Annotated in this window: 13 protein-coding genes; 4 read left to right on the forward strand and 9 right to left on the reverse strand. The window is 73.9% G+C overall.

From position 1 onward, the window contains the following. Nucleotides 1-210: 210 nt before the first annotated feature. From AC24FB_RS01895 to AC24FB_RS01920, 6 genes are all read right to left on the reverse strand, one after another. Nucleotides 211-1,026 (reverse strand): SseB family protein, encoded by an 816-nt coding sequence (locus AC24FB_RS01895; protein ID WP_425713071.1) that lies wholly within the window; start codon nt 1,024-1,026, stop codon nt 211-213. Then, complete coding sequence (gene priA / locus AC24FB_RS01900; RefSeq protein ID WP_425713070.1) at nt 1,023-1,889, reverse strand: bifunctional 1-(5-phosphoribosyl)-5-((5-phosphoribosylamino)methylideneamino)imidazole-4-carboxamide isomerase/phosphoribosylanthranilate isomerase PriA; 867 nt, start codon at nt 1,887-1,889, stop codon at nt 1,023-1,025. Before priA ends, AC24FB_RS01895 begins: the two co-directional genes overlap by 4 nt. Further along, nucleotides 1,886-2,566, reverse strand: a complete 681-nt coding sequence (gene hisH / locus AC24FB_RS01905; RefSeq protein ID WP_425713192.1) for an imidazole glycerol phosphate synthase subunit HisH — start codon at nt 2,564-2,566, stop codon at nt 1,886-1,888. The genes priA and hisH overlap by 4 nt, the downstream gene beginning before the upstream one ends. A 186-nt stretch (nt 2,567-2,752) precedes the next feature. Beyond that, a complete protein-coding gene (locus AC24FB_RS01910) occupies nt 2,753-3,595 on the reverse strand; it encodes a hypothetical protein (RefSeq protein ID WP_425713069.1) in 843 nt (280 codons plus the stop codon). After that, complete coding sequence (gene hisB / locus AC24FB_RS01915; RefSeq protein ID WP_425713068.1) at nt 3,592-4,191, reverse strand: imidazoleglycerol-phosphate dehydratase HisB; 600 nt, start codon at nt 4,189-4,191, stop codon at nt 3,592-3,594. The genes AC24FB_RS01910 and hisB overlap by 4 nt, the downstream gene beginning before the upstream one ends. Continuing rightward, nucleotides 4,188-5,309 (reverse strand): histidinol-phosphate transaminase, encoded by a 1,122-nt coding sequence (locus tag AC24FB_RS01920; protein ID WP_425713191.1) that lies wholly within the window; start codon nt 5,307-5,309, stop codon nt 4,188-4,190. Before AC24FB_RS01920 ends, hisB begins: the two co-directional genes overlap by 4 nt. Nucleotides 5,310-5,624: 315 nt before the next feature. Between AC24FB_RS01920 and AC24FB_RS01925 the strand changes: the two genes are divergently transcribed. From AC24FB_RS01925 to AC24FB_RS01935, 3 genes are all read left to right on the forward strand, one after another. After that, the gene (locus tag AC24FB_RS01925) at nt 5,625-5,993 is read left to right on the forward strand and encodes a DUF952 domain-containing protein (RefSeq protein WP_425713067.1); all 369 of its coding nucleotides are present in this window, start codon (nt 5,625-5,627) and stop codon (nt 5,991-5,993) included. Nucleotides 5,994-6,198: 205 nt separating this feature from the next. After that, a complete protein-coding gene (locus tag AC24FB_RS01930; RefSeq protein ID WP_425713066.1) occupies nt 6,199-8,403 on the forward strand; it encodes a RecQ family ATP-dependent DNA helicase in 2,205 nt (734 codons plus the stop codon). A 53-nt stretch (nt 8,404-8,456) separates the two neighbouring features. Continuing rightward, nucleotides 8,457-8,888 (forward strand): SMI1/KNR4 family protein, encoded by a 432-nt coding sequence (locus AC24FB_RS01935; protein ID WP_425713065.1) that lies wholly within the window; start codon nt 8,457-8,459, stop codon nt 8,886-8,888. A gap of 113 nt (nt 8,889-9,001) precedes the next feature. On the opposite strand, the gene hisD is transcribed toward AC24FB_RS01935, so the two are convergent. Continuing rightward, the gene (gene hisD / locus AC24FB_RS01940) at nt 9,002-10,351 is read right to left on the reverse strand and encodes a histidinol dehydrogenase (RefSeq protein WP_425713064.1); all 1,350 of its coding nucleotides are present in this window, start codon (nt 10,349-10,351) and stop codon (nt 9,002-9,004) included. A 189-nt stretch (nt 10,352-10,540) separates the two neighbouring features. Here hisD and AC24FB_RS01945 point away from each other — a divergent pair, with 189 nt between their 5' ends. After that, nucleotides 10,541-10,777, forward strand: a complete 237-nt coding sequence (locus tag AC24FB_RS01945) for an RNA-binding S4 domain-containing protein (RefSeq protein ID WP_425713063.1) — start codon at nt 10,541-10,543, stop codon at nt 10,775-10,777. Between the two features lie 11 nt (nt 10,778-10,788). On the opposite strand, the gene AC24FB_RS01950 is transcribed toward AC24FB_RS01945, so the two are convergent. Together AC24FB_RS01950 and dnaE are read right to left on the reverse strand one after the other, a co-directional pair. Continuing rightward, nucleotides 10,789-11,559: an SRPBCC family protein gene (locus tag AC24FB_RS01950; RefSeq protein ID WP_425713062.1), complete on the reverse strand. Its 771-nt coding sequence runs from the start codon at nt 11,557-11,559 to the stop codon at nt 10,789-10,791. Next, a complete protein-coding gene (gene dnaE / locus AC24FB_RS01955; RefSeq protein WP_425713061.1) occupies nt 11,556-15,116 on the reverse strand; it encodes a DNA polymerase III subunit alpha in 3,561 nt (1,186 codons plus the stop codon). The genes AC24FB_RS01950 and dnaE overlap by 4 nt, the downstream gene beginning before the upstream one ends. Nucleotides 15,117-15,206 lie beyond the last annotated feature (90 nt).

Consider the following 15,206-nt stretch of genomic DNA (forward strand, 5'->3'; position numbering starts at 1 on the left):
ATGGACGAGACGGTCCGCCTCGCCCGACCAGATACCCGGTGCCCCAGGGGCGCCAAGGTGGGATCTCTCCGCTTGCTCGCCGGTCACGCGGACGCGACCGGCCGGTCAGCCATCCATGTTACCAGGCGGCGGCGTCGGCTCCCAGAGGTCACGCACGTGCCGTGCGTCTCGGCGGGGACACATGCCCGACGACGACGAACCGCGCCCTTGTCAGCCGGTCTGATCGTCCGCGACGAGCGCCGGGTACAGCTCGAGGGAGTCGACCCGGTGGCGCAGCTCCTCGAGCTCGCCGAGGCGCTCCGAGACGCGCGCGAGCTCGGCCTCGAGGCCCGCCCGGTCGAACCCCGGCCGCACCGCGAGGACCACCCGCAGCTCGGCGCGCACGCCGGCCTCGAGCCGGACCCCGAGGATGTTCGACGACCCGCGCAGGGCGGAGGTCACCGCCGTCGGGAGGTCCTCGTCCTCCCACGGCGGCACCCACTCCTCCCCCGCCGCGACGGCTCCGACCGCCGGCCGGCCCACGAGCACCGGCCGCTCCGAGCCGGGGTCGACGACGAGGATCTGGTCCTCGGTCTGCGTGGCCGACGCGGCGGCGCGCGTGCCCTCGACCGGCACCGGCCGGGCGCTCGGGTCCCAGGCCCGCATGGCGTCGTAGCTCGAGAAGGCCGGCAGGGCGGCTCGCCCGTCCGGCGTGGCCACGGTGACGGAGGCGGCGGAGGCCACGGCGTCGGCCTGGGCGTCGCCGGAGATCTGCTTCTCGTGCCGCGCGACCTCTCCGTCCTCGGTGCCGGGGTGCGAGTGTGCGACGACGGGCACGAGGACGCGGCCGGTGCGCAGCTCGGCGACGACGTCGAGCAGGCGCCGCGCCGGGTCCGTCTGCGCGAGGGCGGCGGCCATCGACTCGGTGACCGAGCCGTCGTCGCCGGCGAACGGGTTGGCCTTGAGCATCCGCCCGGCCCACGGCTGGCCGGCGGAGTCGGAGAGCTCGGAGGGCCGGCGGCCGGAGCCGGGGACGAGCTCGCTCATGCGCGTCCCGCCACGTCGAGCGCCTCGGGCAGCGTGAACGCGCCGGCGTACAGGGCCTTGCCGACGATCGCCCCCTCGATCCCGGCCGGGACGAGCTCGCGCAGGGCGGCGAGGTCGGCGAGGCTCGAGATCCCGCCGGAGGCGACGACGGGCGCGGACGTCCGCGCGGCGACCTCGGCGAGCAGCTCGAGGTTGGGGCCCTGCAGGGTGCCGTCCTTCGTCACGTCGGTGAGCACGTAGCGCGCGCAGCCGTCGGCCTCGAGGCGGGCCAAAACGTCCCACAGGTCGCCGCCGTCCTCGGTCCAGCCGCGCGCGGCGAGCGTGGTGCCACGGACGTCGAGCCCGACGGCGATCCGGTCCCCGTGCTCCGCAATCACCCTGCTCGTCCACTCCGGCTGCTCGAGCGCGGCGGTGCCGAGGTTGACGCGGGTCGCGCCCGCGTCGAGGGCGCGGGCGAGCGAGGCGTCGTCGCGGATGCCGCCCGAGAGCTCGACCGAGATGCCGAGCTCGCCGGCGATGCGGGCGAGCAGCTCGTGGTTGGAGCCGCGGCCGAAGGCGGCGTCGAGGTCGACGAGGTGGATCCACGTGGCGCCGTCGGCGGCGAAGCGGGCGGCGACCTCGGCGGGCTCGCCGTACTCGGTCTCCGAGCCGGCCTCGCCCTGGACGAGGCGGACGGCGCGGCCGTCGACGACGTCGACGGCGGGCAGCAGGACGAGCGGGGGTGCGTCGCCACCGCTGGCGGCGGCGGTGGGGGCTGCGGCGGCGGTGGGGGCTGCGGCGGCTGGGACCGAGGCATCCCCGGGGGCAGCAGCGGTCGGAGCGTCGTGGGCTGCGGCGGCGGCAGTCGGGTCGGGCGCGGTCATGCGGATCCTCCGAGATCGGCCACCCAGGTGCGCAGGAGGTGCGCGCCGGCGTCGCCGGACTTCTCGGGGTGGAACTGGGTGGCGGTGAGCGGCCCGTTCTCGACGGCGGCCACGAAGGGGGCGCCGTGCTCGGACCAGGTGACCTGGGGCGGGGTGGTGCGGCCGTCGGTGAACTCGGCGGCCGGATCGGTCAGCACCCCGTAGGAGTGGACGAAGTAGAAGCGCTCGTGCTCGACGCCGGCGAACAGGCGGCTGCCGGCGGGCGGCGTGACGGTCGCCCAGCCCATGTGCGGCACGACCTCGGCGGGCAGGCGGGTGACCTCGCCGGGCCACTGGCCCAGGCCGTCGGCGCGGACGCCGTGCTCGGTGCCCGAGTCGAACAGGACCTGGAGCCCGACGCAGATGCCGAGGACCGGGCGCCCGCCCGCGAGGCGGCGGTCGATGAGCCGCGGCGCGTCGACGGCGCGGAGCTGCTCCATGACCGCGGCGAACGCACCGACGCCGGGGACGACGACGCCGTCCGCCGCCTCGACCAGGGCGGGCTCGGCGGTGAGGGTGACGTCCGCGCCGGCGCGCTCGAGCGCGCGCACGGCGGAGCGCACGTTCCCGGAGCCGTAGTCGAGGACGACGACGCTCGGGCGGCGTGTCGCGTCGGCGGGCAGCGAGCCGGCGCGCACCGAGTCGGTGCTCGCAGGGTCGGTGCGCGGCACGTCGGTGTGCGGCGCGTCCGTGCGCGCCGAGTCGGTGCCCGCCTCGTCGGTGCGCGCCGAGTCTGTCCTCGCCCCGTCCGTGCTCGCAGGGTCGGTGCGCAACTCGTCGCTACCCGTCCTGTCGCCGGGCGTCGGGTTGCCGGTGGTCCCCACTCAGTCGCCCCGTCCGAACAGGCGGCGCTTGGGGCCGCGGCCGGTGACGTCGATCGCGCGGACCGCACCCTTGATCTCGTCGGGCGCGCGGCGGCCGAGCACGATGTCCTCGACCACGTCGTCGGCGTTGGCGAGCAGCAGGCCCGGCGGGACCTCCTTGCCCGGCTCGCCGGCGGTCCACTCGCGCGCGACGAGGTGCCCGGCGAGACCGCTCTCGAGTCCGGTGTCGACGCCGAGGTCGGCCAGGACGAGGACGACGCCGCGGCGCGTGATCGTCGACATCGCCGTCGCGAGCTCCTCGCCGGCGTTCTCGCTCGGCTCGGGGAGCGCGACCTCGGCGGCGTCGGCGGCGGTGAGCTCGGCGGTGCCACCGCTCTGGTCGTCGCCCGGGTCGACACTTCCCCGGTCGGCGCCCGTGTCGTTGCTCGGGTCCGCAGCGCCGGCGTCCGCGGCGCCGGCGTCCGCGGCGCTGACGTCCGCGGCGCCGCCCGCACTCCTCGCGTCGCGCGCCGTTCCGGCCAGCGGGTTCCGCCCGGCGGGAGCGTCACGACGAGCGTCCGCGCCGCCGAGCGGGTCCGCACCGGGCGCGGCGGCGTCGTCGTCGGGCATGGACGTTCCCGGCCCGGCGGGAGCGGAGGGGGCCTCGCCGAACAGCTCGGCGATGTCCCAGTCCGTGTGCTCGGCCTTGGCCGGCAGCGGGCGCGTGACGACGACCCCGGAGCGCGAGGGCACGGCCACGGCGTCCGTCATGCCGAGCTGCTTGCAGGCGGCGGCGACGACGTCGGGGCGCGCGAACGGCGTGAGCACGATCGCGAGCCGGTCGGGCGTGGCGGGCACGCTCACAGCGCGCCCTTGGTCGACGGGACGCCCGTGACGCGCGGGTCGATCGTCACCGCCTCGCGGAGCGCCCGGGCGAAGGCCTTGAACTGGGCCTCCACGACGTGGTGCGGGTCGCGGCCGGCGAGGACGCGCACGTGCAGGCAGATCGCCGCGTGGTGGGCGATCGACTCGAACACGTGCCGCGTGAGAGAACCGGTGAAGTGGCCGCCGATGAGGTGGAGGGCCTGCGCCTCGGACTCACCGGTGTGCACGCAGTAGGGCCGGCCCGAGACGTCGACGACGACGTGGGCGAGCGCCTCGTCGAGCGGGACGGTGGCGTCGGCGAACCGCGTGAGACCCACCTTGTCGCCGAGGGCCTGGCGCAGCGCCTGGCCGAGGCTGATCGCCACATCCTCGACGGTGTGGTGGACGTCGATCTCGATGTCGCCCGTGGCGCGCACCGTGAGGTTCATGCCCGAGTGCTTGCCCAGGGCGGTGAGCATGTGGTCGTAGAACGGCACCGAGGTGGAGATCTCGGTCCGCCCCTCGCCGTCGAGATCGAGCTCGACGAGCACCTGCGACTCGGACGTCGTGCGCTCGACGCGTCCCGTCCTGCTCATGACAGCACCTCTTCCAACGCCGCCCGGAAGCGGTCGTTCTCCTCGGGCGTGCCGACCGACACGCGCAGCATCCCCTGCGGGCCGACCTCGCGGATGAGGACGCCCCTCGACACCAGAGAGTCCCACACCGCGTGCCGGTCCTCGAAGCGGCCGAACATGACGAAGTTCGCGTCCGAGTCGGCGACCTCGAGCCCGCGGCCGCGCAGGTGGTCGACGAGGGCGTCGCGCTCGTCGCGCAGCAGCTTCACCTGGCCCATGAGGGAGTCGCGGTGGGACAGGGCCGCGAGCGCCGCGGCCTGCGTGATCGCGGACAGGTGGTACGGCAGGCGCACGACGCGCAGGTGGTCGACGAGCTCGCGCGCCGCCGCGAGGTAGCCCAGGCGCAGGCCCGCCATGCCGAAGGCCTTCGACATCGTGCGCGCGACGGCGAGGTGCGGGTGGTCCGCGAGCAGCTCGAGCGCCGACGGCGTGCCCTCGCGGCGGAACTCGCCGTAGGCCTCGTCGATGACGACGACGGTCGCGGTGGGGGTGTCGGCGTCGTCGGGGCCCGTGGGCGTGTCCGCGGGGCCCGTGGTCCGCGCGTGCTCGAGGAGCGCGAGGAGGTCCTCGGTGGCGAGCGCCGTCCCGGTGGGGTTGTTGGGGCTGGCGAGGACGAGGACCGCCGGGCGGTGCTCGGTCATCGCGGCGCGGGTGGCGTCGAGGTCGACCGTGAAGTCGTCCGCGCGGTCGACGGTGACGAAGGCCGTCTGGGTGTCGCGCGCGTACTCGGGGTACATCGAGTAACTCGGCGTGGCCGTCAGCATGGTGCGGCCGGCGCCGCCGTAGGCCTGGAGCACGTGGAGGAGGACCTCGTTCGACCCGTTGCCCGCCCAGATCTGCTCCGGACCGAGCTCGACGCCGGACTCGACGGCGAGATAGGCCGCCAGCTGCTCGCGCAGCTCGGGGAAGTCGCGGTCCGGGTAGCGGTTGAGGCCGGTCGCGGCGGCCTGGACGGCGCGGGCGATGTCCTCGGCGACCTCGGGGGCAGGCGCGAACGGGTTCTCGTTGACGTTGAGGATCACCGGCACGTCGATCCGGGGGGCGCCGTACGGGCTCAGGCCCGCGAGGTCGGGGCGCAGCGGGAGCCGGGCGGCGGGCGTGGTCGGCTCCGCGGCTGGCTCGGGGGTCGGCTCCGCGGTCGGCTGCCCGTCGTCGCCGGAGGTCGTGCTCTGGTTCGTTCTCACCACCCGATGGTAGGAACTCCGGGGCCCCGGTGGCACGCGGTCTCAGCGGCGGGCGGCCCTGGCGAGGTGGCCCCGACCACATGGGGTGGCGCCGACCACGCTCGGATCGAGACGTGGCACATCCTTTGCCCGCTAGCGGTGTCCGGTCTCACGAATCAGAGCCGCCGTGACCCCTCAAAAGGCGCTCGTCCCGCGGCTAGCCTGGCACTCGTGGAGCACATCTGGCACCTGGCGTACGCGGCGGACCTCGCTGACGCGCGTGAGACAGGGATGTATCGGATCTCTACGCGCGGCGCGACGCTGGAGTCGGTCGGATTCATCCACGGGTCCTACCCCGAGCAGCTCCCCGGCGTGGCGGCATCGGTGTACGCCGACGACCCCGAGCCGCTCGTCGTGCTCGTGCTCGACCCCCACGTGCTGCGCTCGTGCGGCCTGGACGTCCGCGACGAGCCGGACCCCGCCGATCCCACCGGCCCCGTCTACCCGCACATCTACGGTCCGATCCCGATGGACGCGGTCGTCGCCGTGCGGCCCGCGAGCCTCGACGCCGGCCAGCTCGTCGTCGGCGCGCCCGCCTGACGCGGGTCCCTTCCGGAGAATCCGCTCGAGCCACGCGTCCGACGTCGGACATCCCGCCGCGCCCCCGTCCGGCCATCGGTCCGGCGCCCGGTGCGCAGCCGCGGACCCACCTCGCCCGCGCCCGGCCTGCATCCCGGCGCACCGTCGTCCACAGCCCTCCCGAGCGACGCGCGCCCGTGTCCCACCGCGCACGTAGCGTGGCCGCATGACCTCGATCGACCCGGCCGGATCCGCGAGCCAGCTCGAGCATCCCGGCCCTCTCGACCACCCCGGTCCCCCGGACGCACCTGAGAATCCCGAGCTCCGCGACCAGGCGGAAGGTGTCCTCCGCGCGCTCGTCGGGCGCGAGGACGCACGCCTACGTGACGACCAGTGGCGGGCGATCGAGGCGCTCGTCGGGGGGTCGCGTCGGGTGCTCGTCGTCCAGCGCACCGGATGGGGCAAGTCGGCGGTCTACTTCGTGGCGACCGCGCTGCGCCGCCGCTCCGGCGCCGGGCCCACGGTCATCGTCTCCCCGCTGCTGGCCCTCATGCGCGACCAGATCGCCGCGGCCTCCCGCGCCGGCATCACGGCCGTCACCCTCAACTCCACCAACGTCCAGGAGTGGGACGAGGTCCACGCCGACATCGCGCGCGGCGCCGTCGACGTCCTGCTCGTCAGTCCCGAGCGGCTCAACAACCCGGCGTTCCGCGACCAGGTCCTCCCCCGGCTCGCCGCCGACGCGGGCCTCGTGGTGGTCGACGAGGCCCACTGCATCTCCGACTGGGGCCACGACTTCCGGCCCGACTACCGGCGCATCCGCACCCTCCTCGCCGACCTCCCGGGCGGGGTGCCCGTCCTCGCCACGACCGCGACGGCGAACGAGCGCGTGACCCGCGACGTCGCCGAGCAGCTCGGCGGCGCCGGCGAGGTGCTCGTGCTCCGGGGCAGCCTCGACCGGCCGGCGCTGCACCTGGGCGTCGTCGAGCTGGCGGACGACGCGGCGCGGATCGCGTGGCTCGCCGGCCAACTCCCTCGCTGGGACGGCTCGGGCATCATCTACGCACTCACCGTGTCCGCCGCGCACACCGTGGCCGAGCAGCTGCGCGCCGCCGGGCTCGAGGTCCGCGCCTACACCGGCCGGACCGAGCCCGCCGAGCGGGAGGAGCTCGAGGCCGACCTCAAGGCCAACCGGGTCAAGGCCCTCGTCGCGACGTCCGCGCTCGGCATGGGGTTCGACAAGCCGGACCTCGCGTTCGTCGTCCACCTCGGCTCCCCGTCCTCGCCGGTGGCGTACTACCAGCAGGTCGGGCGCGCGGGCCGCGGGGTCGACCGGGCCGACGTCGTCCTGCTGCCGGGTCGCGAGGACCGGGCGATCTGGCAGTACTTCGCCTCCCTCGCGTTCCCGCCCGAGGAGTCCGTCCGCACGGTGCTCGACGTCCTCGGCGACGGCCAGGTCCGGTCGACCCCGGTCCTCGAGACGGCCGTCGACCTGCGCCGGACCCGCCTGGAGACGATGCTCAAGGTTCTCGACGTCGACGGGGCGGTCCGGCGCGTGCGCGGCGGTTGGGAGAGCACGGGGCAGCCGTGGACCTACGACGCCGCGCGCTACGAGCGGGTCGAGGACGCCCGCCGCCGCGAGGCCGACGCGATGCTCGCCTATGCCCGGCTCGAGCCGCCCGAGTGCCGGATGGCGGTCCTGCGCACCCACCTCGACGACCCCGACCTCGAGCAGGGGTGGCGGTGCGGGCGCTGCGACCTGTGCGGCGGCATGGAGCTCGCCGCGACCGTGGACGCCGAGGCGGCGCAGCAGGCCCGCTCCGGTCTCGACCGCCCCGGCCTCGAGATCGAGGCGCGCCGGCAGTGGCCCTCGGGCATGGACCGCCTCGGCATCGACCTGTCCGGCAAGATCCCGCCGGCCGAGCGGGCCGAGACCGGGCTCGCCGTGGGCCGGCTCGACGGCGTCGGCCTCGCGGGGGCGCTGCGCGGCACGCTCGGGACGGGGGCGGCGGACGGCCCGGTCCCGCCCGAGCTCGTCGGGCCGCTGCGGCAGACCCTCACCGCGTGGGCGGCGGGGGCCGAGCCGGTCGCCGGGATCGTCGCGGTCGACTCGACGACCAGGCCCCAGCTCGTCCGCGACCTCGCCGTGCACGTCTCCCAGGTCCTCGGCGTCCCGGTGGTCGGCGCGCTCGTCCCGGAGCCCGGCAGCGAACCGGGCCGGCACGACGTCAACTCCGCCAGCCGCCTCGCCTCCGTCTCACGACGGCTGCGGATGGGGCTGTCCGAGGCCGCGCTCGCCGGGCTGCCCGGCCGCCGGGTCCTGCTCGTGGACGACTCGACGGACTCCGGCTGGACGCTGACCGTGGCCGCCCGGATGCTGCGGCTCGCGGGGGCGGACGCGGTGGTCCCGTTCGTGCTCGGGGTCGTCTAGCGCGCCACGGTCCCGGGCCGGCACAGCCCGCCCGGACCGTTAACCTGGCCGGCATGGCCCCCTCCCCATTGACGAGCTACGTCGAGCCCGACGCCGAGGTCACGGGGGCGAGCGAGGCGGACCTCGACCGGGTGGCCCGTGAGTACGGCCGCGCCCTGCCCGCCGACTACGTCGCGCTCATCACCACGCTCGGCGGCTACAACGGCGACCTCCTCGCGGCCGACGGCGCCCCGCTCCTGCAGTTCCCCGTCAACGACGCGGACGGCGTGCTCTCGGACTCCGGCTACGCGAGCATCGACGACCTCGACGGCATCTCGGTGGCCGGCACCGACGACTGGCGGATCGTCCTCGTCCAGCACGGCGACCAGGACCGCTACGCCCGGGTGGGGCTCGGCAGCGGCGACGTCGAGATCGTGTGGTCCGGGCGGTTCACCGACGTGCTCGACACGTACCGCGAGCGGGCTGCGGGCAAAAGGGAGGCATAGCCGCGGGGCGCGCCTCCCCTACTCCCCCGCCGGCCGCGCGGGGCAGACCAGCAAGCGTCGTGACCGGGTGAGCCCGACGGGCGTAGGCCGGGCCGCACCTCCCCTGCTCCGTGCTACTCCCCCGCCGGCCGTGAGGAGAAGCGCCGCACGTTGACGGCGTCCGCGTGCGCGGGCAGGTCCTCCGCCTCGGCGAGCGCGCGCAGGTGCGGCGCCTCGGCCGCGAGCGCGTCCTTCGTGTACTCGATGAGCTGGACCGGCCGGAGGTAGGCCATGACGGACAGGCCGGACGTGAACCGCGCGGTCCCGCCGGTGGGCAGGACGTGGTTCGAGCCCGCGAGGTAGTCCCCCAGCGGGACCGGCGAGTAGCCGCCGACGAAGATCGCGCCCGCGTTGCGGATGCGCGCGGCGACGGCCGGGGCGTCCGTCGTCTGGATCTCGAGGTGCTCGGCCGCGTAGGCGTCCGCCACCTCGATCGCCCGGTCGAGATCCTCGACGACGACGGTCGCCGACTGCGGCCCGCCCAGCGCCGTGGCCACCCGCTCGGCGTGCCTCGTGCCGGCCGCCAGCTGCGTCAGGTGCTCGTCGACGGCGTCGGCCAGGGCCTCGTCGTCGGTGATGAGGACGCTCGCGGCGGCCGGGTCGTGCTCGGCCTGGCTCAGCAGGTCGGCGGCGACGTGCAGGGGGTCGGCGCTCGAGTCGGCCACGACGGCGATCTCCGTGGTCCCGGCCTCGGCGTCGATGCCGACGAGCCCGCGGACGAGGCGCTTCGCAGCGGCGACGTAGACGTTCCCGGGGCCGGTGACGACGTCGACGGGCTCGGCGAGCACGTCCGCATCAGGAGTCCCGTCCTCCCCTGCCGCGCCGTGGGCGAGCAGAGCGATCGCCTGGGCGCCGCCGGCCGCGTACACCTCGGTGACGCCGAGGAGGGCGCACGCGGCGAGGATCGTCGGGTGCGGGAGCCCGCCGCGGTCGGCCTGCGGCGGGGAGGCGACGACGAGCTCCTCGACGCCCGCGGCCTGCGCGGCGACGACGTTCATGACGACGCTCGACGGGTAGACCGCGAGCCCGCCCGGCACGTAGAGGCCGACGCGGCGCACCGGCAGCCACCGCTGGTGGACGAGGCCGCCGGGGGTGATCTCGGTGGTGACGTCGGGCGGGACCTGCGCGGCGTGACCCGCGCGCAGGTGCTCGGCCGCGCGGGACAGAGCGGTGCGGACCGCGGGGTCGAGGGCGTCGAGCGCGTCGGTCAGTGCCTCGGCGGGGACACGCAGGTGCTCGGGGCGAACGCCGTCGAACCGTTCGGCGGCGTCCCGCACGGCGGCGGCGCCACGGGCGCGCACGTCGTCGAGCACGGGGGCGACGGCGGCGGCCGCGGCCTCGACGTCGAGCGCGGCGCGCGGCAGCGTGTCCGCCAGCTCGGCGCGCGAGAGGGTGCGGCCCCTGAGGTCGATTCGACGCAACATGGCGTCACTGTAGATCCGCGGGCAGCGCGGGGGCCGGGGCGATCGGGAGGCGGACCGTCGTGGTCGCGGGCCATCGTGAGTGTGGGCCGGCCTCGGGGGCGGATGCGGATGCGGATGCGGATGCGGATGCGGATGCGGATGCGGATGCGGGACGGTGCCGCCCCCACCCGTCCTGCGACAATGTCCGGCATGTCGCCCGTACCCATCGACGTCGTGGTCCGCGTGCCCGTCCGTCTCGGCCAGCTCCTCCAGCTCTCCGGCATCGCCGACACGGGCTCCGACGCCCGCACCCTCGTGGCCGACGGCGACGTCCTCGTCGACGGCACCGCCGAGATGCGTCGCGGCCGGCAGCTGACCGGCGGTGAGGTCGTCGAGGTGCGCCGGTCCAGAGGCGTCGAGGCGGTCCGTGTCGTGGCGGAGGACTGATCGCCCTCCCCTCAGGCCACCGGCAGCATCCGCCCGAGCTCGACCGCCGCCGCGAGGCGCTGGATCGCCCGCAGCGCGGGAGAGCGCACCTCGGAGGCCGGCAGCTCGTCGAACATCTCCGCGAGCTGGTCGAGGAACCCGAACCAACCGCCGAGGGCCGAGCGCACCTGGTCCTCGTCGGCGGCCGCATAGGTGAGGGTGAGCGCGACGCGGGGTTCGTCGTCGGAGGGGGTGGGCTCGTCGTCGGACGGGGTGGACCCGTCGTCGGAGGGGTGCGAGCTGTCGTCGGAGACGTCCGTCTCGTCGTCGGAGGTGATCGCCGGGTCCACGGAAGCAGCCCGCTCGACCTCCGTGATCTCGAGGCGGATCTCCGCCGGTCCCTCGCCCGCCGCGCGCCACTCGAGGTCGCACGACCGGCCGGGCTCGACCGCCACGACCGTCACCTCGGACGGGTCGCCCCTGCCGTGGTCGACGCGCACGGTGCCGGGCTCGCTCAGCGGGCCGTCGAGCTCGCCGAGCCACGTGGCCGTGTAGCGCGGATCGGTGAGCGCGGCCCACAGGGTGACCGGGTCGACCGACCACTCGCGTCGCTGGGTGAGAACGATCCGGGAGTCGGCGCCTTCGGCTCCGTCGACGCCACCAGCACCCCCGCCCTCCCGGCGCAGCGTCCCGAGCTCGCGCAGGTCCAGCCCGCCGAGCGGCTCACTCGCCGCCCCGCCCAGCGCGCCGCCCATGTCCCCGCCGGTCGACCCATCGGCCGCCCCGCTCGTCGCCGCGCTCACTGCGCCGCCACGCTTCCCAGGCAGCCCGGCCCGAGCAGGGCCTTGAGGTCGCCGTACAGCGCGGGCGAGGAGGAGACCCGGAAGCGGTCGGACAGCGACAGCACGGTGTGCACGGCGGCCCCCTCGACCACGACCCGGACCTCGGTGGACCCCGGGTGCTCGCCGAGCACCCGTCCGAGCCGGTCGATCATCGCCCCGTGGACGCGGTGCTCCGGCAGGTAGATCGTCAGCGGCCCGGTCCCGTCCTGCAGGGTGGGGATAGTCATCGAGTCGGCGACGACCTGGACGTTCTCATCGCGCACCGAGGCGCGCCCCTTGATCGAGACGATCGTGTCCTCCGACAGCGCGTGTGAGACGCCGATGTAGGACTGCGGGAAGAACATGACGTCGATCTCGCCCGAGAGATCCTCGAGCGTGGCGATCGCCCACGGGTTGCCCTGCTTGGTCAGCTTGCGCTGGACGCTCGTCACCAGCCCGGCGATCGTCACGCGCCTCCCGTCCACCGGGTTGTCCTCCGACGCGCTCACGAGGTCCGAGACGTCGGTGTCGGCGTGCTGACCGAGCGACCCCTCGAGACCGGCGAGCGGGTGGTCGGAGACGTACATGCCGAGCATGTGCCGCTCGAACGCGAGCTTCTCCCGCTTGTCCCACTCGGGCAGGTCGGGGATCTCGATGTCGAAGCCGACCTCGGCCCCCTCGACGGCCGCGAACAGGTCGAACTGGCCCACGGCCTCGTTCCGCTTGACGTCGACGACCGCGTCGACCGCCTCCTCGTGCCGCGCCACCAGCGCGCGCCGCGTGTTCCCGAGGGTGTCGAAGGCGCCGGCCTTGATGAGCGACTCGATGGTCCGCTTGTTGCACACCACGGCGGGCACCTTGTCGAGGAAGTCCTGGAAGCTCGTGAACGCGCCCTTCTCCTCGCGCGCCTCGATGATCCCCTTGACGACGTTCGCGCCGACGTTGCGGATCGCCCCGAGCCCGACCTTGATCTCGTCGCCGACCGGCGTGAAGTCGGCGGCGGAGGAGTTGACGTCGGGCGCCTGGACGGTGATGTTCATGTGCCGGCACTCGGACAGGTAGAGACCGAGGCGGTCCTTGTTCTCCTGCGAGTTCGTCAGCAGCGCGGCCATGTACTCGACCGGGTAGTGCGCCTTGAGGTAGGCGGTCCAGTACGACACGAGCCCGTACGCCGCGGAGTGCGCCTTGTTGAACGCGTAGTCCGAGAACGGCAGGAGCACGTCCCACAGGGCCTTGACGGCCGCCGCCGAGAAGCCGCGCTCGAGCATGCCCGCCTCGAAGGTGACGAACTGCTTGTCCAGCTCGGCCTTCTTCTTCTTGCCCATCGCGCGGCGCAGGAGGTCCGCCTGTCCGAGGCTGTACCCGGCGACCTTCTGCGCGATCGCCATCACCTGCTCCTGGTAGACGATGAGGCCGTACGTGGTGCCGAGGATCTCGGCGAGCGGCTCCTCGAGCTCGGGGTGGATCGGCGTGATCGGCTGCTGGCCGTTCTTGCGCAGCGCGTAGTTCGTGTGCGAGTTCGCGCCCATCGGGCCCGGCCGGTACAGGGCGCCGACGGCGGAGATGTCCTCGAAGTTGTCCGGCTTCATCTGGCGGAGCAGGGTGCGCATGCCGCCGCCGTCGAGCTGGAAGACGCCGAGGCTGTCGCCGCGCGCGAGCAGCTGGTACGTGCCTTCGTCGTCGAGCCCGAGGTGCTCGAGGTCGACCGGCTCCTTGCCGTTGCGCCCGATGTTCGTCATCGCGTCGTCGAGCACCGTGAGGTTGCGCAGGCCGAGGAAGTCCATCTTCAGCAGTCCGAGCCCCTCGCACGTGGGGTAGTCGAACTGCGTGAGGATGAAGCCGTCGCGCGGGTGGCGCATGACCGGGATGACGTCGGTGAGCGTGTGGCTCGACATGATGACGGCGCAGGCGTGGACGCCCCACTGCCGGGTCATGCCCTCGAGGCCGGTCGCCATGTCGTAGACCCGCTTGGACTCGGGGTCCGCGCTCAGCACGTTCCGGAACTCGCCGGCCTCGGCGTACCGCTTCGAGCTCGGGTCCTCGATGTCCTTGAGCGGGATGTCCTTGGCCATGATCGCCGGCGGCATCGCCTTGGTCAGCTTCTCCCCCATGGCGAACGGGTAGCCGAGCACCCGGGCGGAGTCCTTGAGGGCCTGCTTGGACTTGATGACGCCGTAGGTGACGACCTGGGCGACCCGGTCGTCGCCGTACTTCTCGACGACGTAGTCGATGACCTCGCCGCGCCGGCGCTCGTCGAAGTCGACGTCGAAGTCCGGCATCGAGACGCGGTCCGGGTTGAGGAAACGCTCGAAGATGAGGCCGTGGACGAGCGGGTCGAGATCGGTGATCCGCATGGCGTAGGCGACCATCGAGCCGGCGCCGGAGCCACGCCCCGGCCCCACGCGGATGCCGTTCTCCTTGGCCCAGTTGATGAAGTCGGCGACGACGAGGAAGTACCCCGGGAAACCCATCTGGGTGATGACGCCGACCTCGTACTCCGCCTGCTTGCGCACGTGGTCCGGGATGCCGTCCGGGTAGCGGTAGCGCAGCCCGCGCTCGACCTCCTTGACGAACCACGAGTGCTCGTCCTCGCCCGCCGGGACGTCGAACCGCGGCATGAAGTTCGCGCCGTCGGCGGCGGTCGTGAAGGAGACGTCGCACTGCTCGGCGACGAGCAGGGTGTTCCGCACGGCGTCCGGGTGGTCGGCGAACAGGTTCCACATGTCCTTGCTCGAGCGCAGGTGGTAGCCGGTGCCGTCGAACTTGAAGCGGTTGGGGTCGTCGAGCGTCGAGCCGGAGTTGAGGCAGAGCATCGCGTCCTGCACGGACTTCTGCTCGGCGGTGACGTAGTGCGAGTCGTTGGTCGCGAGCAGCGGCGCGTCGATCCGCTTGGCGAGCTCGAACAGCTGCGGCATCGTCCTCTTCTCGAAGTCGTTGCCGTGGTCCATGATCTCGACGTAGAAGTTCTCGCGGCCGAAGATCTCCTGGAGCTCTCCGGCGGCGCGGACGGCCTCCTCGGTCTGGCCAAGCCGCAGCCGGGTCTGGACCTCGCCCGAGGGGCAGCCGGTCGACGCGATCATCCCGTTGGCGTACTGCTGGAGCAGGTCGCGGTCCATGCGCGGCCACTTGCCCATCTGGCCGTCGAGGGAGGCGTGCGAGGCCATCCGGAAGAGGTTGTGCATGCCCTCGGTCGTGCGCGCGAGCATCGTCAGGTGCGTGTACGCGCCCGACGCCGACACGTCGTCACCCTTCTGCCAGTCCTCGCCCCAGCGCACGCGCGTCTTCTTGTCGAACCGGGAGGTCCCGGGGGTCACGTAGGCCTCGACGCCGATGATCGGCTTGATGCCCTTCGCCGTCGCCGCCCGGTAGAGCTCGAACGCGCCGAACACGTAGCCGTGGTCGGTGATCGCGACGGCCTTCTGCCCCTGCCGCTCGACCTCGTCGACGAGGGCCGAGATCTTCGCCGCGCCGTCGAGCATCGAGTAGTCGGTGTGGACGTGGAGGTGGGCGAAGTCCTGCTGCGCGGGGGTCGAGGGCATACCCACGATCGTAGGTTCGACCTCCGACGACGAGGGCACCGGTCCGCCGCCCCCGCGAGGTCCGCGGCGTGTCCCGGCGTGTCCCGGCGT

The sequence above is a fragment of the Georgenia sp. Z1344 genome, assembly GCF_057652375.1.